Genomic DNA, 20487 nt, shown 5'->3' with positions numbered 1-20487 from the left:
CGTCAGGGCGCCCGCGCGCTCTCCACGGGGGCGCGGCGCGGCGTCAGGGCGCCCGCGCGCCGGCGGGGTCGACGATCCGCTCGTCGAGGGTCGCGAGCCGCCCCTCGGGCAGCGCGCTCCCGATGGCGGCGACGGCGCGGCGGACGCTCTCCAGCGTGCTGCACGAGGCGACGTCGACGAAGAGCCGCCCCGACTCGGGCCAGGAGTGCAGGGCGACGTGCGATTCGCCGACGACGGCGCACGCGGTGATGCCCTGCGGAGAGAACGGAACGACCACCATCTCGAGCAGGGTGAACGAGCCCGCGGCGACGGCCGCCTCCAGCGCCCCGCGGAGCGCGGCCGGGCTGTTCAGGAAGTCGGAGGGACAGCCCTCGAACAGGGCAAGAGCGACGAAGAGCTGCATCGGTGAGCGGGCGCGCGCGACGGCCCGCGCCGGCCGCCCAGGGTAGCCGAGCCCGGGCACCGCGGAACCTGAATCGGTTTCACGAAGGGGGCAGGCCCTCCTCGGGCTGGGCCGCTCGGCACGCCCTTCCCCCCGCCGCGCTAGGGCCGCCGCGCGACCTGGACGACCTCCCGCACGCGCTGCCCACCCAGGTCGAAGCGCCCCTCGAGCCCCGCGAACACGAAGCTGTTCACGCGCCTGCCCGGGACCTCCCAGCCGCGGATCGACCCCGCGGTGTTCTCCCAGAGGAACAGGTTGAGCCCGCCGCCGATCGTGGGCCCCAGCGCGACGCTCTCGGACATGCGGACGTCGATCACCACCTGGAGTCGCCCGAGCTCGATCCCGTGGGTCACCGTGTCGCCCCACACCCCCGCCGGCGCCGCGGCCCACACCCCCGCCGGCGCCGCGGCCCACACCCCCGGCCGCGCCGCGGTCCACAGCGCCCGGTAGCCGGTACCCAGCGAGATCACCGGATCGACGCGCTCGAACGGCGCCAGGTGAAAGCTCGCCTCCGCGCCCAGCGTCACGCCGCGCACGTCGGCCCCGCCCTGCTCCCCGCCCTGCGCCATGTACTGCTCGTATCTCGACGTCAGCCCGAGGCCGACCTTCGGCACCGCGCGGTAGACGAGCTTCACGCCCACGCCCGCCCCCGGCCCCGCCACGTCGCGCAGGCGCCGCTCGCTCCCGATGTCGCCGAACCCCTGCGCGTATCCGAGGTTGAGGCCGAGCTCGAGCGCGTTGGCAGGCGCCCCCAGCGGAGAGCGCAGGTAGCTCGGCGGGACGTCGCCCCCGAAGTCCTGCGCAGCGGCGACGCTCCCGCAGAGCACGGCGACCGCTCCCGCGGCGATCGCGACCCCGGTGTTTGCCTTCATTGCGGATCCTCCTCGCTGCGCGGCGCCGTGAGGACGGCGGATCCGATCCGCGCGCCACGCCGGGAACGCCGCGCGCCGAGGCGCGAGCATCGCGTGTGCCACGGAGGCGGCGAGCAACGCCTTCCCGGTCGCGGACGGGCCGCCCGCGCCGCGCGTCAGCCGGCGTGTGCGTGTGTCGACGAGCGGCGGCAGCCGCCCGCGCCGCGCGTCAGCCCGCGCCTACCAGCGGTGGAAGGCCGGGTGCCCTTCCTTCACCGCCACGAACGTCCCGCGGCACGTCGCCGTGACCCGCCCGCCCGCCTCCAGGGTCGCCTCGACCACGACGCGGTCGCCCTCCGCCTCGGCGACCTGCGCCCGCAGGTGCACCGGGCCGCCGAGCGGCGTCGGCTTCTTCAGCTTCACGTGGAAGTCCGCCGTCACCGTGCACGGCGGCGCGTCGGCCCCCCGCGCCTTCATCAGGTGGTAAGCCGCGGTCCAGTTGGAGTGGCAGTCGAGCAGCGCCCCGATGATGCCGCCGTTGAGCATCCCGGGGAACGCCTCGTGGTGCGGCTCCGGCGTGAAGTCGCAGACCACCGCGTCGCCCTCGACGCGGCTCTTCAGCCGGAGCCCCCTGTCGTTCGCCGGCCCGCAGCCGAAGCAGCGGCCCTGCGGCGAGTACCTGTCCTGCAGGCTCGCCGCGTCGCCGCTCACCGGGTGCCCCCGACGAACGCCTCGTCCATCAGCATCTTCTGCTCGAGGAGGTGGCTCGCGCGCGAGCCGGTCGCCGGGCTCGCGCTCGGCGCGCGGCTCACGCACGAGAGCGGCAGCCGGTCGCCGATGCGCTGCCGGAGCACCGCGAGGATGTAGTACCAGGCGCCGTAGTTGCGCGGCTCCTCCTGCACCCACACGAGCGGCGTGCCGTCCTTGTAGGGCGCGAGCGCGTTCACGATCTCCTCGTTCAGCGGGAACAGCTGCTCCAGCCGCAGGATCGCCACGTCCTTGAGCCCGCGCGTCTCCCGCGCCAGCGCGAGGTCGTAGTAGACCTTGCCCGAGCAGAGCAGCACCCGCTTCACGTCCGCCGGATCGACCCCGCTCGTGTCGGGCAGCACGCGGTGGAACTTGCCCTCGGAGAGATCCTTGATCGTCGACACGGGCCGGTGCGGGCCCTTCGACGTCGCCGGGACGCGCAGCAGGCTCTTCGGCGTCGCGATGATGAGCGGCTTGCGCCACGGCCTGTGCACCTGCCGCCGCAGCACGTGGAACAGCTGCGCCGGCGTCGTCAGGTTGCACACCTGGATGTTGTCCTCGGCGCTGTTCTGCAGGCAGCGCTCGATGCGCGCGCTCGAGTGCTCCGGCCCCTGGCCCTCGTAGCCGTGCGGCAGGAAGAGCACGATGCCGCTCAGCCGGTGCCACTTGTCCTCGCTCGACGTGAGGAACTGATCGACGATGACCTGCGCGCCGTTCAGGAAGTCGCCGAACTGCGCCTCCCAGATGACGAGCCCGTCCGGGTAGTCGAGGCTGTAGCCGAAGTCGAAGCCGAGCACGCCCGCCTCGCTGAGCGGGCTGTTGAACGCCTCGAAGCGCGCCGGCCCCTCGGCCACGCGCGACAGGGGCGCGTAGCGCGCGCTCGTCTCGACGTCGCGAAGCACCGCGTGCCGGTGGCTGAAGGTGCCGCGCTGCACGTCCTGACCGGAGAGCCGCACCGGCGTCTTCTCGGCGAGCAGCGACGCGTAGGCGAGCATCTCGCCCGTGCCCCAGTCGAACGGCTCGCCGGCGACGAGCTTGTCGTGCCGCTGCTGGAGCGTCGGCAGCACCTTCGGGTGCGCCTTGAAGCCCTCGGGCAGCTCGAGGAGCTTCTCCGACAGCGCGATGAGCTTCTCGGCCGGCACGCTCGTCGGCACCTCCGGCGTCGCGTGGTCGGCGCCGCCGCGGTAGTGCGACCACACGCCGCCCATCGAGTACAGCACCGGCGCGAAGCCCTTCTGCTTCACCTCGTCGAGCGCGGCGGCGAGCGCCTCGCGGCGCCGCACGACGATCTCGTCGGCCTTCTCCTCGGTGACCTGCCCGAGCTCCATGAGGCGCCGGACGTACACCTGCCGGACCGTGGGCTTCTTGTCGATCGCGGCGTACATCCGCGGCTGCGTGTAGCGCGGCTCGTCGCCCTCGTTGTGGCCGTACCGCCGGTAGCAGTACATGTCGATGATCACGTCGGAGCCGAAGCGCGTGCGGTAGTCGATCGCGAGCTGCGCGACGTGCGCGACCGCCTCCGGGTCCTCGCCGTTCACGTGGAACACCGGGACCTTGAGCATCCGCGTGATGTCGGACGCGTAGCGGGTCGAGCGCCCTTCCATCGGATCGGTCGTGAACCCGACCTGGTTGTTCACGATGACGTGGACCGTGCCGGCCGTCGTGTAGCCCTTCAGGTTCATCATGTTGAGCGTCTCGGCGACGACGCCCTGCCCGATGAACGCCGCGTCGCCGTGGATGAGCAGCGGCATCACGCGGCGGCGCGCGTCGGCGGCGCCGTCGGCGAGCCGGCGGTCCTGCTTCGCGCGGACGCGCCCCTGCACGACGGGGTTCACGAACTCGAGGTGGCTCGGGTTGAACGTGAGCGTGAGGTGGACGTTGCGCCCGTTCTCGAGCGTGCGATCGGTCGAGTAGCCGAGGTGGTACTTGACGTCGCCGCTGCCGAGGTGGCGCTCCGCGTTCTTGTCCTCGAAGGCCGCGAAGATCTCGCGCAGGCTCTTGTCCATGATGTTCGCGAGGACGTTCAGCCGGCCGCGGTGCGCCATGCCGACCACGATCTCGTCGACCTCGTGCGCCCCCGCGCGCTCGATGATGAGGTCGAGCAGCGGGATGAGGCTCTCGGCGCCCTCGAGCGAGAAGCGCTTCGTCCCCGCCTCGTAGGACTTGTGGATGAACTGCTCGAAGATCTCGGCGTCGGAGAGCTTCGTGAGGATCCGGAGCTGCTTCTGGCGGTCGAGCGTGAGCCGGTTGCGCGTCGACTCCATCTGCTGCTGGAGCCACTGGCGCGCCTCGGGCTCCTCGATGAACGTGAACTCCACGCCGATCGAGCGGCAGTACGTCTCCTCGAGCCGGCGGATGATCTCGCGCAGCGTGAGGACGGGCGGCACGCCGGCGAGGTCGGTCGTCGGGAAGGGCAGCTCGAGGTCCTCGACCCGGAGCCCGAAGTTCGTGAGGTCGAGCTCGGGCGGCGTGGCGGGCGGCAGGCCGAGCGGGTCGACGTGCGCGAAGAGGTGGCCGCGCACGCGGTAGGCGTTCACGAGGGCGTAGACGCGCGCCTTGATCGCGGCCTCCGCGAGCACCTTGAGATCGCGCGAGGACTCGGGCGAGCTCGGGTGCTCGCTGAGCGTCCGCGCGAACGCGGCCTCCAGCGTCTTCGCGGCCTCGCCGTTCGTGTTCGTCTTGCCATTCCCGTTCCCGTAGCCGTGCCCGTTCCCGGGCCGCAGCACCTGGTGCGGGATGGTCGGCGTAGCCGCCGGAGCGGGCAGCCTGCTCGGCGTCGCTCCGCCGTTCTTTCCCTCGAAGAACGAGCGCCAGCCGGGGTCTACCGACTCCGGGTTCTCGAGGTACTGGGCATAGAGCTCCTCGACGAGCCCTGCATTGATTCCGAAATCAAGCTGCATCGTGGTCGGCGTGCAAATAACGCGTGTCGGGCCGGCACGCTAGAGTCGTTTTCCGATGACTTCGCCTCGTGGGGCGGAACATCGTCCGGGCAAGGGGTTCGACCGCCTGGAGAAACGGTAGGGAGAAGCGGTAGAAGGGGGCCATGGATCAAGACCGCAGAACCCCGGGTCGAGGACCGGCGCCCGCCGTCCTCCCCTTCGATCGCTTCCGGGACCACCTCTTCCACGAGCCCAGCCTCGGCCTCTGGCTGGACGTGAGCCGGATCCGCTTCGGGAGCGACTTTTTTACCACGATGGAACCGCGAATTCAGGCGGCGCTCGCGGAGATGGCGGCGCTCGAGGGCGGGAGCATCGCGAATCCCGACGAGGGTCGCCGGGTCGGTCACTACTGGCTGCGCGCGCCGGAGCTCGCGCCCGAGGCGGCGCTGCGCGCGGCGATCGAGGAGACGAACGCGCGGATCCTGAGCTTCGCCGCGGACGTGCACGCGGCGCGGGTCCGGCCGGAGCGGGCGGCCCGCTTCAGCAGGGTGCTCGTCGTCGGGATCGGCGGCTCGGCGCTCGGGCCTCAGTTCGTCGCCTCGGCGCTGGGGACGCCGGCCGATCGGATGCAGATCCATTTCTTCGACAACACGGATCCTGACGGGATCGATCGCACGCTGGACGCCATCGGGGACGATCTCGGCGCGACGCTCGCGGTGATCATCTCGAAGTCGGGCGGGACGAAGGAGACGCGCAACGGGATGCTCGAGCTCGAGGCGGCGTACCGTCGGCTCGGCCTCTCGCTCGGCGCGCACGCGGTCGCGGTGACGGGGGAGGGCAGCGAGCTCGACCGGTATGCGACGAAGCACGGCTTCCTGGCCCGCTTCCCGATGTGGGACTGGGTCGGCGGGCGCACGAGCGAGCTGTCGGCGGTCGGCCTGCTGCCCGCGGCGCTCCAGGGGCTGTCGATCGTCGAGATGCTGCAGGGTGCGCGCGAGACGGACGAGGTCACGCGCTCGAAGGAGGTTCCCCGGAACCCCGCGGCGCTGCTCGCGCTCGCCTGGTACTCGGCGACGGGCGGCGCGGGCCGGAAGGACATGGTGCTCTTGCCGTACAAGGACAGGCTCGAGCTCTTCTCGCGCTACCTCCAGCAGCTCGTGATGGAGTCGCTCGGCAAGCGGCTCGATCGGCAGGGCAAGGAGGTCTTCCAGGGCATCGCGGTGTACGGCAACAAGGGCTCGACGGATCAGCACGCGTACGTGCAGCAGCTCCGTGACGGGCTCGACAACTTCTTCGTCACGTTCATCGAGGTGCTGCGGGATCGCGCCCCGTCGCGCGGCGTGCTCGAGGTCGACCCCGGCGTCACGACCGGCGACTACCTCGACGGCTTCCTCCAGGGGACGCGCAAGGCGCTGACCGAGAGCGGGCGCGAGTCGATCACGCTCACGATCGACACGGTCGACGCGCGCGCCGTCGGCATGCTGATCGCGCTCTACGAGCGCGCGGTGGGCCTGTACGCGTCGCTCGTGGGCATCAACGCGTACCACCAGCCCGGCGTCGAGGCCGGCAAGAAGGCCGCGCAGGAGGTGCTCGACCTGCAGGCCAAGGTGCTCGCGGCGCTCGGCGCGAGCGCGGGCCGCGCGCTGTCGCTCGCCGAGGTCGCGAAGGCGGCCGGCGCGGACGACGTCGAGACGGTCTTCTGGATCCTGCGCCATCTCGCGGCGAACCCGGAGCGCGGCGTCGCGCGGGAGGTTCCGCAGGGCGGCTCGCCGTTCGACGCGACGTACCGTCTGGCGCGCTGAGGGGGCGCCCGCGCGGCGCGGAGCGACGCCGGCGAGGCGCGCTCCGCGCCGCGCGGGTGCGACATAGGCGAGGGCCTCGTGGATGAGGCGGCGGGATGTCGGACATGGGCAGGTGCGTGGCCGAGCAGGCCTGCGGGGATGTCGGACATGGGCGTGTGCCTCGCGGAGCAGGCCCGCGGGGATGTCGGACATGGGCGTGTGCCTCGCGGAGCAGGCCCGCGGGGATGTCGGACATGGGCGTGTGCCTCGCGGAGCAGGCGTCGGGCATGTCGTGACATGGTAGGGCAGCCGGCCGGTCAGCTCGACCTGATCTCGTCGAGGCGGAAGCTGCGAGCACCGGTGCAGCCGTCGCTGTTCGGGGATCGGCCAACCGACACCGAGTGATCGCCTGGGCCCGGCTGCCTGCAACGTCCGATGGTTTCACGGAACTGGACTCCTGAAGAGGCTCATGACCAAGAAGTCGCTGTCTGATGCGTGGAATATGATGCCGGCCAAGGCAAACCCTCCCTTCGCCAGGCGATCAAAGGCTCAGAGCACGAAACCCGCCCCCCACCATCGGTCACCGTCGTGGTCGTGGTCGTGGTCGTGGTCGTCGACGACACGACCGTGGACGTGAACGTTCTGCCGAGCCCTTGGTCGACGATTGTCGCCTTCTCCGTTCGATTTTGCGCAACCGAGTTCCGGATTGCGTCGAAATTGCCCACGAAGATGGCGCTGAGCGAGGTGAATCGTGGGAGATGAGAGAGGCACTTCCGGGGGACGTTCACGTTCACGAACGAGCCGTTGACGACCACGACCACGTTCACGCCCACGTTGGGGACCAATGGTGGGGCAGGGGGGCAATCTGTCGCGACGAGCGCGGCTGGGGAACAGCAGAGCGCCCGTTTCGCTAGCTCACGCGAGCGCGATCCTCAGAAGCTCATGCGCAGGGTCGCGCCCGTCGGGCCGACGGTGAGCTCGGGGGCCTGGACCGACACCTTGCGCGGGATGTCGTCGCGCACCCAGACCCGCTGGTTGCCGACGAGGCCCGCGACGAGCAGCACGAAGCCGGTTACCTGCGTGGCCCCGTCGAAGAGGAGGAGGGCGGCGGCGAGCCGGCCGTCGTCGCGGTCGACATCGACCTCCTCGCCCGTGCCGAGCGTGATGAACGGGCCGCCCACGGGCACGAGCATCGGCGAGTAGCTGACGGCGTCGCTGCCTCCCTCGCTGAGGATGCTCCCTGCCGTCAGCGCCGAGAGCGCCCACGCGCTGGCGAGGACGATCGACCCCGCGACCACCAGCCGGCGGTTCATCTGCGTCTCGACGCGATAGCCCGCCGGCCGGATCCCGCCTTCCGTGAAGGTCAACGTTCGCGGCATGCCGAGGATGACGGACGGCGCATACGGCACGTAGCCGGGCGGCACGTGGTCAGGCGGCGCCGCGTATCCAGGCGGCAGCGCGTAGCCGGGCGGCGCATAGCCGGGCGGCGCGTAGCCGGGTGGCGCATAGCCGGGTGGCGCGCCGGCAGGGGACGGCGCGTAGCCAGACGGCGCCGCGCTCTGCGCGGACGGGGGGGCGTCGCTCTCCGCCGTGGCCGGCGCTGCGAGCGCGAGCGGGCCAAACAGCGCGGCCATCGAGAGGGCGGTGCGGATCGCGGTCACGTGCGTCTCCCTTCGGGGTGAGGGCTGTCGGCGCAGGGGCACCAGCTCAGAATCTCCATCGGAGGCTAGCGGAGGACCCGCCGATCGAGACCTCAGGCCAGCGGGACGCCGCGAGCCCAGGGTCGCGTGAGCTCACCGTGAACTGGCGCTCGAGGTAGACGTCCTCGTTCGCGAGACCGGCGGCGTACAGGATGAGCCCGCCCACCTGGGTCACGGCGTCCATCGTGAGCCAGAAGATGCCCGCGCCCTCCGCTTCCAGGGTCCCGATCGCGATCATCGGGCCGGCGAACGGGATGAGCAGCGGCCCGAACTCGTCGAAATCGTCGTCGTCGAACGACGCGATGCCTGCGACCGTGAACGTGAGCGCGTACGGGATGCCGAACGTGAGCAGCCCCGCCGTGGCGAGCTTGCGGTCCGCCCTGGTCCGGAGCGCGTAGCCGCGCGGGATCGGGTCCCCCTCTTCGTACTCGATGGTCCGTGGGTTGGCCCACGGCGGGAGCGGCGGCGCCGGCAGGTAGTAACCCTGCGGGATGGGCACCAGCGCGCCGCCCGCCGGAGCGATCGGGGCGGGCGCCGGAGCGATCGGGGCGGGCGCCGGAGCGACAGGGGCGGGCGCCGAAGCGACAGGGGCGGGCGCTGGAGCGACATGGGCGGGCGCTGGAGCGATCGGGGCCCCCGCTGCCGCGGGCGTCGTGCCTGGCGCGGCGGGCCTCGCCGCGTCGCCGCGCGCCGGTTTCGGCGGCGCGGCCTGCGCCTGCGCGGCCGCCGGCGCGGCGAGCCCGAGCAGCGCCGCGAGCACCGCGGCGGCCTGCACGCCGCGAACGCGCGGCGCTGCGTCGCGGCGCAGCGGTACGATACTCCCTTTCGTTTGCCCGATCGGCATGCTGGCTCCCGTCGCGCTCGCGCGACGACTCCAAGGACTGCGGGTGGCTTCGGTGCAGCGAGGCCAGGATACGCAGACTGTTCACGAACTCAATCCGCCCGCACAGTGCGGGCGGGCGCCCCGCTGGGAGCCCCGACGCTGGCGAGCCGGCCACCCGCTCCGGCCGACGATGGGCCACCCCTCGGCCATGCGCTGCACGCCGGAGGAGGCGCTCGTCGTCGCGAAGCCCGCGAGGCCCCGCCCCTCGGCGCATGCTGGGCTGCCGCTCTCCGGGCGCCGACGGTGCCCTCGCGCCCCTCGCTCGCCAGCGCGATACCCGCCATCGCCGAGCGTGGTCTGCACGCCCGCGCGGCGCCGTCGCCCCGCCGCCACGAGTCATGAGCCGCCGGCGACGCGCGGTCGAGCCGTGCACCTGGGACAACCCTGACAGGTAAGGACTGTAGCGAGTGGACCCCTGGGACAACCACGATGCGTAAGGGTTATGGCAAGTGGACGCCTGGGATAACCCTGACAGGTAAAGACTGTATGTCTCTCACCTGCTCTGGCTCAGCTCGCCACCGCCCCATCGGGCGCTACGCTGTTGTCTGATCAAGGGTGATGTCGCAGCCGCCCCCGTGGCGAGCTCGGCAGAACCATGGCCTTCCATGACATGGCGGCGACGACCGCCCGCGGAGGAGCGAAACGATGACAAGGACCTTATTCGTGGTGTTGGCGTGCGCGGCTGCCGCGCTGAGCAGCGCGTCGTGCGGAGGGACGGACAAGGGCAATCGGGCCACGGGCGGCGGCGATACGGGCAGCGGCACCACCGGCAGCGGCGATGCGAGCGGCGGCGATACCGGCGGCGGCGCCACGTCAGGGACCGGCGCGCAGCCAGGGGCCGGCGAGCAGTTCTCCGTCGACGCGCAGGGCGGGACCTTCACAGCGGACGACGGCTTCACCATCGAGGTGCCGCCGGGCGCGGTGAACGAGAACACGGTGATCACCATCCAGCGCATCGACGAGGCCCCCGAGGGCGCGGTGGGGCCCATGTACGTCCTCGGCCCGGAGGGCCTGACGTTCGAGAGGCCGATCACGCTCACGCTGCCGATCACCGTCGAGCTCAGGGCGGAGCTGGGCGAAAGCGCGGTCCTCGGCGCCTATGGCTTCACCGCGCAGGAGGGCTCGGACGATTTCGCGCCGCTCGCGCGGCACGACGTCTCGAGGGACAGCGTCGTCACGGAGACCGACCGCCTCTCGAGGATCTATCCAGGCATGATCCTGGCGACCCCGATGGCGAGCCTGCACCGCTACCCGAGCGCGCTGGCCGCCGACGAGTCCTTCCTCTACTTCGCGAGCGGCGGCACCGAGGACGTCGCGACCGGGGACAACAACGACGGATTCATCTACCGGGTGAGGCTGGGCACCGCCGAGGCAGAGGCGATGATCCCCGCCGATCCCGATCCCAAGGCGCTGTGGGTCAACGACTCCCACGTGTACTGGGCGAGCGGCGGCGATGATGACCCGGTGATCCCCTCGGCGCTCCGGCGCGTCGACAAGGCGACCCTGGAGGTGGAGACGCTGGCCCAGATCGGCTATGTCGTGAGCGTCATCGGCGACGCGTCGGCCATCTACTTCGGCGACGGCGATGGAGAGAACCTCTTCACGATGCCGCTCGACGGCGGCGAGCCGGCCGTCCTCGCGTCCGGCGCCGGGAGGCCCGCGTACCTCGCGCAGGACGCGGAGAACCTCTACTGGACCGGCGGCGCGGCGACCAACAAGGTCTACAAGGTGGCGAAGGCGGGCGGGGGGATGACCGTCATCGCCGACAACGAGGCCGAGCCGGCCGGGATCGCGGTGGACGCGGAGTTCGTCTACTGGGCCAACGCCGGCGACGGCGGCGTGTTCAAGGCGCCCATCGCCGGAGGACAGAAGACCTTGATCCACAGGGGGGACTCGATGGCGGGGCTGGCCCTCCGGGGCTCGACGCTGTTCTCCACGGACACGCGCGGGAACCGCAGCGTCAACGCGCACGATCTCGAGAGCAACAGGACCGTCCTGCTGGCGTTCGAACAGCCCGTCCCCTGGCGTGTCATCGCCCCGGAGGGGCAGGGCGTGTTCTGGTCCAACGCCGGCGACTACCGCTACCAGGGGCAAGTCGCGTCCTACCACGCTCCTTGATCCTCCGTGGCCCGGCTGTGACCGCGAGGGCGCGCCCGCGTGGCTCGCCCTCGTGGTCGCCGTGGGTCAGGGGCCGAACGCCGCGACGAAGACGTCCTCGTCCCCTGTCAGCGGGCCAGAGCCGAGGTCGAGGGTGCCCGTGAACGTCGCTGTGGCCAGCACGCGATCGAGCGGATCGACGACGATGCTGAAGGGTCGCTCCGTGTCGAACCCCTCGACCCACAGCACGTGCCCGCCGGCGTCGAACTTCACCAGGAAGGTGCGCGCGCTGTAGCTCGACGGGTTGTGCCCTGACGGGAAGGGGATCCCATCGAAATCGAGCGTCGCCGAGACGTCGGCGACGAGCACCCCGGAGGCGACCACGTTCGCCTGGCTGTCGACGTCGATCGAGGTGATGACGACAAGGCTCTCCGGCGCGCTGAAGCCCCTGCTCCAGACGGTGTTCCCGGCCGCGTCGAGCTTCGCGAGGAACGCGGCCTGGTAGCCCTCGTTGATGATCGGCCCCGTGCCGAGGTCGATGGTGGTGCCCGTCTGCCCGGCCACGACCACGTTGCCCGCCGGGTCCGCCTCGACGTCCTGGATGAAGCCGGACGTGTCTCCGAACGTCCTGCTCCAGAGGTGGTTGCCCGCGGGATCCAGCTTCGCGACGAAGAGTCGAGGGTCCGGGAGCGGCCCGCCGCCCAGATCCGCGCCGGGGCCCACGGATCCTCCGAAGAGCACGTTGCCCATCGGGTCCGTCGTGAGGGCGACCGACCCGTCGCTGGAGTCGCTCCCGACGCCCTTGCTCCAGAGGGTGTTGCCCGCCGGGTCCAGCTTGAACAGGAAGATGTCCTGCGCGCCCGCGCTGCTCACCGGCCCCGCGCCGAAGTCGACAGTCCCCTCGAACGAGCCGAGGACGACCACGTTGTCCTCGCCGTCGACCGACAGGCCATAGACGTCTTGATAGGCCGGATCGCCGAAATGGCGGACCCACGCGGGGTCCCCTGCCGGGTCCGTCCTCATGACGTAGATGTCGCTCAGCCCGGCGCTGGGGATCGGCCCGGCGCCGACATCCAGCGAGTCGACATAGCCTCCCGCGTTCACCAGGCTCCCGTCGGAGAGCGCGGCGATCTTCGCGCCGAACTCGTCCCCAGGGCCGCCGTAGCGCCTCGCCCAGGCGAGCCCGCCGTCCGGATCGAGCTTCGCGATCAGCACGTCGCGCTGCCCCGCGCTCGTGAGCGGGCCTCCGCCGAGATCGGCCGTACCGCTGAGCTGGCCAGTGAGGAGGACATTGCTGGCCCCGTCGGCGTTGATGCTCGCGAACGACGCTTCGCCGGGAAAGCTCACGCTCCAGAGCGGCGCGCCCGGCTCCACGCAGGCGCCGTGTCCGTCGCACACCTCGCCCTCGCCGCAGCGATTTCGCCCCCGCGACGGCGGCGGTCCATACGGCGCGGGCGCATGGACGCATGCCCACCTGACGCGTGCGTCCAGGGTGCATGGGTTGTGATCATTGCAGCTCGCTGCGCCGTGACCGTGGCCGTGGCCGTGACCGCGCCGTGGGTGCCTGTCATTCGTCCGGAGCGCGCTCGCGGACGCCGCTGCGCCGTCGGGCTCGGGGCTCCCCTGGTTGCTTTCAGGGGGCGCGGCGCAACCGACCATGGCGGATGTCATCACCATGGCGGCATGCATCCTGCTGTTCATGAGGATCGTCGAGACGTGAGGCATGAGCTCCTCCAGCGCGCCTCGAAATGCGCGCTCTCTGCTCGACCATGGCGACCTGCGAGCCATGGGGCGCGCGGGCCATGGTCTCCCGTGTAGGGATCGATGTTGCCATCATCTCGATCATTTCAACTCCATGGTTGCCTGGCATTGCGAGTCCGCCGTCGACCTGAACGCGCGCCGGTCCAGGGAGAGGCGCCACGGGCGCTGAGCGGTTGCAGACGTAGGTGGCTAAGAATCCGCCCGACGCGGTCCGCGCGCGGCGAAGGGCCACGGCCGCGCTCGCCGAGCGCGGCGGCGCTCACGTCGTGACGCCGCCGCCGCGCCTGCGCCTCGCTGCGACGATCGCGGCCCCGGCGCTCACCAGCCGGGATCGAGCGCCGGCTCGACGGGCACGAACGGACCGACCTCACCAAGGTTCCAGCCGCCGTGGCGGAAGCAGGCGCCCGAGCCGTCGGTGCGCACGCCGCAAAGGAGGTCGTACCCGCCTTCGATGAACGTGAAGCGCCCGGCGTCGATCGGCATCTCGGCGCCGTCGTAGCGCCTGCACGTGAGAGCCCCCTCGGCGTCGATCGCGCACACCGCTCCGGCCGTGGCGGTGATGGAACGGTACGGCCCGCCCGAAAACTCGGGATACTCGGGCCCGGCGCAGTGCGTGCTGGGGGTGTTGCCGCAAGAGATGGTCGGCTCGAAGCACTGGATGCCGCCCGCCTTCGTGAGCCCGCAGACGATGCGGTTGCTGAACGCCACCTGGGTGAACTCACCGGGGATCGTCTCCATGCCATGGAACTGCCACAGGCTGCCATCCGGGCGCACGCCGGCGACGAGCCCCTCCCAGGCGCAGAGCGCTTGCGTGAATGGGCCCTCGAACTCCACCACCTTGTCCGGGTGCTCCGGGAGGTTCTCTTGCAGGCGATCCAGCAGCACCGCGAACGACCCGTCCACGAACAGCGGGCACACGCCCTGTTCGCCCCACATGTTCGTCGCCCGAAAGGAGGCGACAGCTGGCAGCCCGTCTGGCAGGAGCGTCTCGGCGGCGAGCAGCCGACCGTCCTCGGTGAGCCCGATCAGCCCCTGTCGCGTGAGCTGGACACGCCGGTAGCGCTCGGCGGGCAGCGCGCCGCCCGGATCGTCGCCCCAGCAACGATAGCTGCCGTCGGTCTTCGTCACACAATAGCTGCCGACGTCATCGTCGACCGCGACGTTTCGCGCGCACACGAAATCGGAGACGCGCCAGCCGCCGTCGCTCGTGCACGTCTCGCGCAGGCCGCTCGCGTTGCAGCGCGCCTCCCCCGCCGCGCAGGCCGCGGCGCTCCCCGGATCGCCGCCCTGCGCCGTGCCGGCGCTCCCTCCCGCGCCGCCTTCTATTTCTGCGTCGCTCTCCTGCGTCGTCCACTTCCCGCTGCAGCCCATGGCGAGCATCGTGGCGCCCACTGCCACGAGCCGCGCCGCCCTCCGTTCAAGCGCCATGACACAAAGGATACCCAGGTGCTCCGTGCTCCGCATGCACGATCGATCGTCGAGCGCTGGCCCCGATTCAAGGAGTGAGCATCTTCACGTCTGGCGTCTGCGCAAGCGGCCAGCCCGCGGGCCACGCTTCCTCGCTTCGCGCTCGAAATTTGCGCGCCAGGTGGACCCCACGAAGGCCGCGTCGCGAGCTCTGGCGGGCGGCTTCAGCTCGCGGGCCTCAAGCAGCTCGCGGGTCGAGGTGGAGGCGCGAGCCTCCATCGCCCTGCCGTATGGAGGAGGCTGCCGCCTCCATCGCCGGGTCGAGCGGCGGTCTGCCCCACGACCTGCATCGCGATCCTGCGCTGCGAGATCATTGAGGGCACAGGAGCGCTCAGGGGATCGTCGCAGGCACGCTCCCTGCTCTCTGGTTTGGTGCGGGGGCGGGCGCGGGCACGGCCTGAGTGGCCGTCATACCAAGGGGAGTCACACCATGAAGATGGCTGCGTATCATCTCGGTCTCGGTCTCATCACCTTCTCGATGGTCACGGGCTGCGTGGCGGCGGACGCCGGCAGCTTCGACGAGGAAGACACGGCGGAGAGCGCCGAAGAGCTCGGAGGAAACCCTGACCCCTGCGCGATGGGGACCGACCCGAACTTCACCAGCCCGCAGCTCACCGCGGTCGGAGCAAGCGAGACCTACGTCCGCGCCTACCAGTGGATCGACGGCATCTGTCCGGACATCGGGCAGGATCGAGCGACGACGATCGTGGATTTCCCCGTGCCCGGCTATTACCAGCACCAGACCCCGGAGACATACCGCTTCGACGTACAGCCTACCTTCTGGGGGGCCTCCTCCACCTCGTGGAGCGACGCGTCGCAGGCGATGAGCGACTGCGCGAACACCAAGATGGCCACGCGCGTGCAGCGCTGGGACGCGGCCACGAGCCAGTTCGTGCAGCTCACGTACAAGGAGCAAGCGGGCACGTGGCTCTGGGACAACCCGCTGACCGGCCGCGGGCACTGCTCGACGCCGACGTTCGTCTACTACCACGAGAACTACGGGACCGCGCAGCAGGTCGCCACGAGCAAGTACCGTGTCCGCACCTGGGCGACGCAGCCCGACGGCTCCCACGCGACCGTCTGGATCACGGGGACGCACACGGGCCTGTAACCCGCGCGCGACGCTCAGCTGTTCGCGCGAAGCGCCTTGAATTCCCCCGGGTCCTTGATGACCGCTGGATTGTCCGCGTCGGCGAAGAGCGTGGTGTCGTCGTACTTGCCGAAGTGGGTCACCTCGTGCGTGCCACCCACCGCCGGGAAGCCGTCCGGACCGGCCTTCACCCCGATGGCGTTCATCAAGCCGCAGAAGTACTTGTTGATCGGCTGCGTGGCGATGTCCGGCGGGGTCCCGGTGGAATCCACTTCGTTGAAGGCGAGCTCCGTCTGACCGGGGCCGCAAGCTCCCTCGCTGTTGCCGCGGGTCAGGTCCGCCTTGGCGCCTTCGACGTTCACGGCCTGACCCACCTTGAAGTAGCCTCCGCAGCTCCCCGCCTGGAGGATCGGAAGGTTGTTGAGGTTGTGGCTGTTGCCGTCCGAACATTCCTGGAACCAGACGGTCGCGGTGTTGTCGAGGAGCTTCACGTCGCCCTCTTCCAGGCTGTCGAGCCGACCGACGAGGTAAGCGAACTTCTTCGCATACCAGTCGTCGATCTCATGGATCATCTCGAGCACCCCAGGGACGCACGTCCCGCCCATGCTGGCGTTGCCGATCCGGTGGGAGATGCCATGGGATTCTATCGTGTGATCGATGCCGTCCCACGTGAAGACCGTGGTCCCGGGGAACTTCATGAAGATGACGCGGTTCTGGTCGCAGAGGGCCGAGAGGACGGCGAGATCCATCATGACGTTCGTCACCTTCGACAGGTCGCGGGCGGCGCCATCTTGCGACGCCTGCACGGATTGGCTCGTCAAGCCGAGCGCCGTCGCGGTGGCTTCGCTGCATTGGGCCGTGACCGTGCCCGACGTCTCGTGGAGGAGATCCATCCAATCGGAGAGCTTTCGTCTGTCCGACTGGCTCATGTCGAACCGCTGGAGGGTCGCCAGGTCGTCTCGCACGACGTCGATGACGCTCTTGCCGCGGGCCACCTTGTACGTGTCCGGCGACATGGACCCGCGATCGAAGAGGTTCGTCAGGTTGTTGAAGATCGCCGCCGGAGACCCGATGCCCGGAAACATCTGCTGGGGCGCGGAGTACGAGAAATTCGATTTGGCGTCTGATCTCACCCCGCCGATCTGCATCACGAGGGGAGCCGCGCCGCCGGGGTTGACTTGATCCGCGCAGATGTGGTCGAGCGATCGACCGGTTGGTTTGGCGTCGAACCTGGGGCTCTGGGGCGTCACCGGGTGACAGGTGAAATACGATCCCATGACCTGGCCGTGGGGATCTTCGTCCTGGCCGTGGGTTCGCCCGAAGCTCCACTCGTTCATCGCCCGGATGCCACGGGGCACCAGGAGCTTGGCCGCGAAGGGGGCGAGATGCTTGAGCGTCGTCGCCTCGTAATCGGCGGCGGTCAGCGGCCCATGGGCCTTCTCCGGGAACCACCGGTTCGTCAGGCAGCCATAGTGCGTGAAGAGGACGATCAGCCGCTTCGGCGCCCCGGCGCCCGCCGGCTGCGCCTTCGCGGTGCGCCCTACGATGGAGCTCAAGAACGGCGCAGCGACGACAGCTCCACCCAGGCCTCGGAGGAACAATCTTCGGGTCAGGTTCTTCGCCATGGGCGGGCTTCCTTGTCGGGTGCTGAACGCAGGGGGACCGCGGGTCGCCTCATGGTGACGAACGTCGTCGTCCCGATGTGCGAGCGCTGTCGGGATGCTCGCATGCTCCTCACGCCCAGTAGAGCTCCATCCGCGAGGACCATCCAACGGAGAATTCGCCCGCGCGGCACAGCCATGCGGGATGGTGGCAACAGGAGTGGAACACCGGTGTCGAGCGGCCCGAGCGAATGCTACTCTCGGGTCGAGGAGCGCCCATGCCCGATCCGTACAACCTGCAACGATTCGTGGACGCGCAGGCTCCGGTCTATGACAGCGTCCTGGCCGAATTGCGCCGAGGAGAGAAGACCAGCCACTGGATGTGGTTCATTTTTCCGCAGCTGAAGGGCCTGGGCCACAGCGCCATGGCTCAGAGGTTCGGCATCGCTTCGAAGGGCGAAGCCGACGCGTATCTGCAGCACCCGACGCTCGGTCCGAGACTGCTGGAGTGCACTCGCCTCGTGAACCAGATCGAGGGGCGCTCGCTCTATGACATCTTCGATAGCCCCGATGACATGAAGTTTTGCTCGTCGATGACCCTGTTCTCCCGCGCGGCCCCCGGCGAGGGGGCGTTCCTCGCGGCGCTCGACAAGTACTGCGGCGGCGAGCCCGATCCGCGAACGCTCGCGCTGCTCGGGTAGCGCCGGCCGTCGCCGGACGCGCCGCTGGATCGCCCCCCGTGGGTGGATCGTCGACGCGCTCGCGTCGCGTCGGGTGCGCCGTCCTTGCCTGTAACATTCCGATGCCACGGTTGCTGTCGGCTCGCGCGGGAACCAGCACGACCGACGTTGCGGACGCCACGTCCCAGGGCGCCAGTTCCAGATTTCGCCCTGGGCGGCCGCCTGGAACCGAGGCAACGCAATTTCCCACTTGATCCGCCGTCGTGGACGGACGAGTGAGCCGGCGCTCGCTCCGGCCGGGGGCGGGCGAGAGGACCATCACCCGTGGATGCATTGTCGTACCAGTCGCTCGTAACGGGCGCCGTCGCGCTCATGGTCGCACGCACCTTCTACGTGCGTGTCAAGAAGGCCCCTGAAGGCAACGAGACGATGGCGCGCATCGCGCGCTACGTCCGCGAGGGGGCGATGGCCTTCCTCGCGCGCGAGTACAAGGTGCTCGCCGTCTACGCCGCCGCCGTCTTTGCGCTCCTGGCCGCGACGCTCGGGCTCCTGTCCGCGGTCGCCTTCGCCGCCGGCGCGTTCCTGTCGCTCATCGCCGGCTTCTTCGGCATGAAGGCCGCGACGTACGCCAACGTTCGCACGGCCGAGGCCGCGCGCGCGCACGGCAAGCCCACCGCGCTCGTCACCGCGCTCGACGGCGGCGCCGTCATGGGCCTCTGCGTCGCGGGGCTCGGCCTCATCGGCCTGGGCGGCATCTATGCCCTGTTCCGCAACGACGAGCACCTCGCGACGATCGTCCACTCGTTCGCCGTCGGCGCGAGCTCGATCGCGCTCTTCGCCCGCATCGGCGGCGGCATCTACACGAAGGCCGCCGACGTCGGCGCCGATATCGTCGGCAAGGTCGAGGCGAACATCCCCGAGGACGACCCCCGCAACCCGGGCGTCATCGCCGATAACGTCGGGGACAACGTCGGCGACATCGCGGGCATGGGCGCCGACATCTACGAGAGCTACGTGGCCGCGGTCGTCGCCGCGATCGCGCTCGGCCTCACGCTGCCGATCGCCAAGCTGCAGCAGCTCGCGCCGTCGGTGAGCGAGCAGGAGCTCCGCGCGATGGCCGTGTCGCTGCCGCTGCTGCTCGCGACGATCGGCCTCGCGGTCTCGGTCGTCGGCATCTTCATCACGCGCGCGCTCAAGAACCTGCCGCCGGCCCGGGTGCTGCGCCTCGCGCTCATCGTCCCGCCGTTCCTCGTCGTGCTCGCGGCGGCCGGCATCCTCCCCGGGCTCGGCTTCAGCTTCGGCGCCGTCATCACCCTCGCGGCCGGCGCCGCGGGCGGCGCCATCGTCGGCCTCGTGACCGACTACTACACGTCGATGGGCCCCATCCACAAGGTGGCCCAGAGCTCGCTCACCGGCCCCGGCACCAACGTCATCCGCGGCATCGCGGTCGGCCTCGAGAGCGTCGCGATCCCCCTCATGACCCTCGTCGCCGTGGGCTGGATCTCGAACCACTACCTCGGCCTCTACGGCATCGCGCTCGCCGCGGTCGGCATGCTCGCTGGCACCGCGATCGTCATGACCGTCGACGCGTACGGCCCGATCGCCGACAACGGCGGCGGCATCTCCGAGATGGCCGGCCTCGGCAAGGAGGTCCGCGCGATCACCGACGAGCTCGACGCGGTCGGCAACACCACCGCGGCCGTCGGCAAGGGCTTCGCGATCGGCTCGGCGGTGCTCACCGTCGTCGCGCTGTTCGCCGCCTTCAACATGGAGGTCGACGCGGTCCGCCGCGCGAAGGGCCTCCCGGAGCTCGTGCTGTATCTGACAGACGCCAAGGTCCTCATGGGACTGCTCTTCGGCGCCCTCCTCCCGTGCCTCGTCGGCGCGCTCACGATGACCGCCGTCGGCCGCGCGGCCGGCTCGATCGTCGAGGAGATCCGCCGTCAGTTCCGCGAGATCCCCGGCCTGCTCGAGGGCAAGCCGGGCGTCGAGCCGCAGCCGAAGGTCATCGTCGACATCGCCACGTCGGCCGCCATCCGCGAGATGATCGCGCCCGGCGCCATCGCGGTGCTCGCGCCGGTCGTCGTCGGCTTCGTGGCCGGCCCCGAGGTCCTCGCGGGCACGCTGGCCGGCGCGCTCGTCGTCGGCGCGGTGCTCTCGCTGATGATGGCGAACGGCGGCGGCGCCTGGGACAACGCCAAGAAGCACATCGAGAAGGGCGGCCTCGACGGCCACGCGAAGGGCTCCGACGCCCACAAGGCCGCCGTCGTCGGCGACACCGTCGGCGATCCCTTCAAGGACACGTCGGGCCCCGGCATCTCGATCCTCATCAAGGTGATGGGCGTCGTGTCGCTCCTCATCGCCCCGCTCATCGCCTGAGCGGACGCGCCGTCGCAGCGAGCAACCCAGAGAGCGCGGCCCTCACCGGCCGCGTTCTCGCTTTTGTGGCTTCACGCACGGCTCTCGTCCTGCCTCAGCCATCGAATTTCCTCGGCTGACAGCGGAGCT

15 protein-coding genes are annotated in these 20487 nt (G+C 70.4%); 6 read left to right on the top strand and 9 right to left on the bottom strand.

Annotated features, from left to right (window positions below; translation table 11 throughout):
* Window positions 1-43: 43 nt before the first annotated feature.
* The 4 genes from speD to WMF12_RS29975 all read right to left on the bottom strand — a co-directional run bounded on the left by speD (window position 44) and on the right by WMF12_RS29975 (window position 4940).
* Window positions 44-463 (bottom strand): S-adenosylmethionine decarboxylase, encoded by a 420-nt coding sequence (speD, locus tag WMF12_RS29990; protein WP_437850897.1) that lies wholly within the window; start codon window positions 461-463, stop codon window positions 44-46.
* Window positions 464-543: 80 nt separating this feature from the next.
* Window positions 544-1314 (bottom strand): hypothetical protein, encoded by a 771-nt coding sequence (locus tag WMF12_RS29985; protein WP_437850895.1) that lies wholly within the window; start codon window positions 1312-1314, stop codon window positions 544-546.
* A gap of 219 nt (window positions 1315-1533) precedes the next feature.
* A complete protein-coding gene (locus WMF12_RS29980) occupies window positions 1534-2004 on the bottom strand; it encodes a PaaI family thioesterase (protein ID WP_012238299.1) in 471 nt (156 codons plus the stop codon).
* The gene (locus WMF12_RS29975) at window positions 2001-4940 is read right to left on the bottom strand and encodes a 2-oxoglutarate dehydrogenase E1 component (RefSeq protein WP_437740099.1); all 2940 of its coding nucleotides are present in this window, start codon (window positions 4938-4940) and stop codon (window positions 2001-2003) included. Before WMF12_RS29975 ends, WMF12_RS29980 begins: the two co-directional genes overlap by 4 nt.
* A gap of 143 nt (window positions 4941-5083) precedes the next feature.
* On the opposite strand from WMF12_RS29975, the gene WMF12_RS29970 reads away from it, so the two are divergent.
* Complete coding sequence (locus tag WMF12_RS29970) at window positions 5084-6721, top strand: glucose-6-phosphate isomerase (RefSeq protein WP_437740098.1); 1638 nt, start codon at window positions 5084-5086, stop codon at window positions 6719-6721.
* Between the two features lie 474 nt (window positions 6722-7195).
* Complete coding sequence (locus WMF12_RS29965; protein ID WP_437850893.1) at window positions 7196-7462, top strand: hypothetical protein; 267 nt, start codon at window positions 7196-7198, stop codon at window positions 7460-7462.
* A 170-nt stretch (window positions 7463-7632) separates the two neighbouring features.
* On the opposite strand, the gene WMF12_RS29960 is transcribed toward WMF12_RS29965, so the two are convergent.
* Both WMF12_RS29960 and WMF12_RS29955 read right to left on the bottom strand, forming a co-directional pair.
* A complete protein-coding gene (locus WMF12_RS29960; protein ID WP_437850891.1) occupies window positions 7633-8361 on the bottom strand; it encodes a hypothetical protein in 729 nt (242 codons plus the stop codon).
* A 46-nt stretch (window positions 8362-8407) separates the two neighbouring features.
* Window positions 8408-9244, bottom strand: a complete 837-nt coding sequence (locus WMF12_RS29955; protein WP_437850889.1) for a hypothetical protein — start codon at window positions 9242-9244, stop codon at window positions 8408-8410.
* Between the two features lie 684 nt (window positions 9245-9928).
* Between WMF12_RS29955 and WMF12_RS29950 the strand changes: the two genes are divergently transcribed.
* On the top strand, window positions 9929-11401 hold the full coding sequence (locus WMF12_RS29950) for a DUF5050 domain-containing protein (protein WP_437850887.1): 1473 nt from the start codon (window positions 9929-9931) through the stop codon (window positions 11399-11401).
* Between the two features lie 66 nt (window positions 11402-11467).
* On the opposite strand, the gene WMF12_RS29945 is transcribed toward WMF12_RS29950, so the two are convergent.
* Both WMF12_RS29945 and WMF12_RS29940 read right to left on the bottom strand, forming a co-directional pair.
* Window positions 11468-12778 (bottom strand): hypothetical protein, encoded by a 1311-nt coding sequence (locus WMF12_RS29945; protein WP_437850886.1) that lies wholly within the window; start codon window positions 12776-12778, stop codon window positions 11468-11470.
* A 681-nt stretch (window positions 12779-13459) separates the two neighbouring features.
* On the bottom strand, window positions 13460-14569 hold the full coding sequence (locus WMF12_RS29940) for a hypothetical protein (protein ID WP_437850884.1): 1110 nt from the start codon (window positions 14567-14569) through the stop codon (window positions 13460-13462).
* A gap of 469 nt (window positions 14570-15038) precedes the next feature.
* Here WMF12_RS29940 and WMF12_RS29935 point away from each other — a divergent pair, with 469 nt between their 5' ends.
* A complete protein-coding gene (locus WMF12_RS29935) occupies window positions 15039-15719 on the top strand; it encodes a hypothetical protein (RefSeq protein WP_437850882.1) in 681 nt (226 codons plus the stop codon).
* Window positions 15720-15733: 14 nt separating this feature from the next.
* Here the strand turns inward: WMF12_RS29935 and WMF12_RS29930 are convergent, their stop codons facing one another.
* Window positions 15734-17323: a DUF1552 domain-containing protein gene (locus WMF12_RS29930; protein WP_437850880.1), complete on the bottom strand. Its 1590-nt coding sequence runs from the start codon at window positions 17321-17323 to the stop codon at window positions 15734-15736.
* Between the two features lie 254 nt (window positions 17324-17577).
* Between WMF12_RS29930 and WMF12_RS29925 the strand changes: the two genes are divergently transcribed.
* Window positions 17578-18000 carry a DUF1810 domain-containing protein gene (locus tag WMF12_RS29925; RefSeq protein ID WP_437850878.1) on the top strand — a complete coding sequence of 141 codons (423 nt, stop codon included), beginning with the start codon at window positions 17578-17580 and terminating at the stop codon, window positions 17998-18000.
* 303 nt (window positions 18001-18303) lie between these two features.
* On the top strand, window positions 18304-20358 hold the full coding sequence (locus tag WMF12_RS29920) for a sodium-translocating pyrophosphatase (RefSeq protein WP_437850876.1): 2055 nt from the start codon (window positions 18304-18306) through the stop codon (window positions 20356-20358).
* The last annotated feature ends 129 nt before the right edge of the window (window positions 20359-20487 follow it).

The sequence above is a fragment of the Sorangium sp. So ce363 genome, from assembly GCF_051520435.1.
Taxonomy (GTDB): Bacteria; Myxococcota_A; Polyangia; order Polyangiales; family Polyangiaceae; genus Sorangium; species Sorangium cellulosum_B.
This window is presented reverse-complemented; position numbering and strand designations above follow the sequence as displayed.

Bases quoted from the DNA above. Each gene is read 5' to 3' on its own strand.
- WMF12_RS29985 (WP_437850895.1), bottom strand. From the start codon at position 1,314: ATGAAGGCAAACACCGGGGTCGCGATCGCCGCGGGAGCGGTCGCCGTG.
- WMF12_RS29975 (WP_437740099.1), bottom strand. From the start codon at position 4,940: ATGCAGCTTGATTTCGGAATCAATGCAGGGCTCGTCGAGGAGCTCTAT.
- WMF12_RS29970 (WP_437740098.1), top strand. From the start codon at position 5,084: ATGGATCAAGACCGCAGAACCCCGGGTCGAGGACCGGCGCCCGCCGTC.
- WMF12_RS29955 (WP_437850889.1), bottom strand. From the start codon at position 9,244: ATGCCGATCGGGCAAACGAAAGGGAGTATCGTACCGCTGCGCCGCGAC.
- WMF12_RS29950 (WP_437850887.1), top strand. From the start codon at position 9,929: ATGACAAGGACCTTATTCGTGGTGTTGGCGTGCGCGGCTGCCGCGCTG.
- WMF12_RS29940 (WP_437850884.1), bottom strand. From the start codon at position 14,569: ATGGCGCTTGAACGGAGGGCGGCGCGGCTCGTGGCAGTGGGCGCCACG.
- WMF12_RS29935 (WP_437850882.1), top strand. From the start codon at position 15,039: ATGAAGATGGCTGCGTATCATCTCGGTCTCGGTCTCATCACCTTCTCG.
- WMF12_RS29930 (WP_437850880.1), bottom strand. From the start codon at position 17,323: ATGGCGAAGAACCTGACCCGAAGATTGTTCCTCCGAGGCCTGGGTGGA.
- WMF12_RS29925 (WP_437850878.1), top strand. From the start codon at position 17,578: ATGCCCGATCCGTACAACCTGCAACGATTCGTGGACGCGCAGGCTCCG.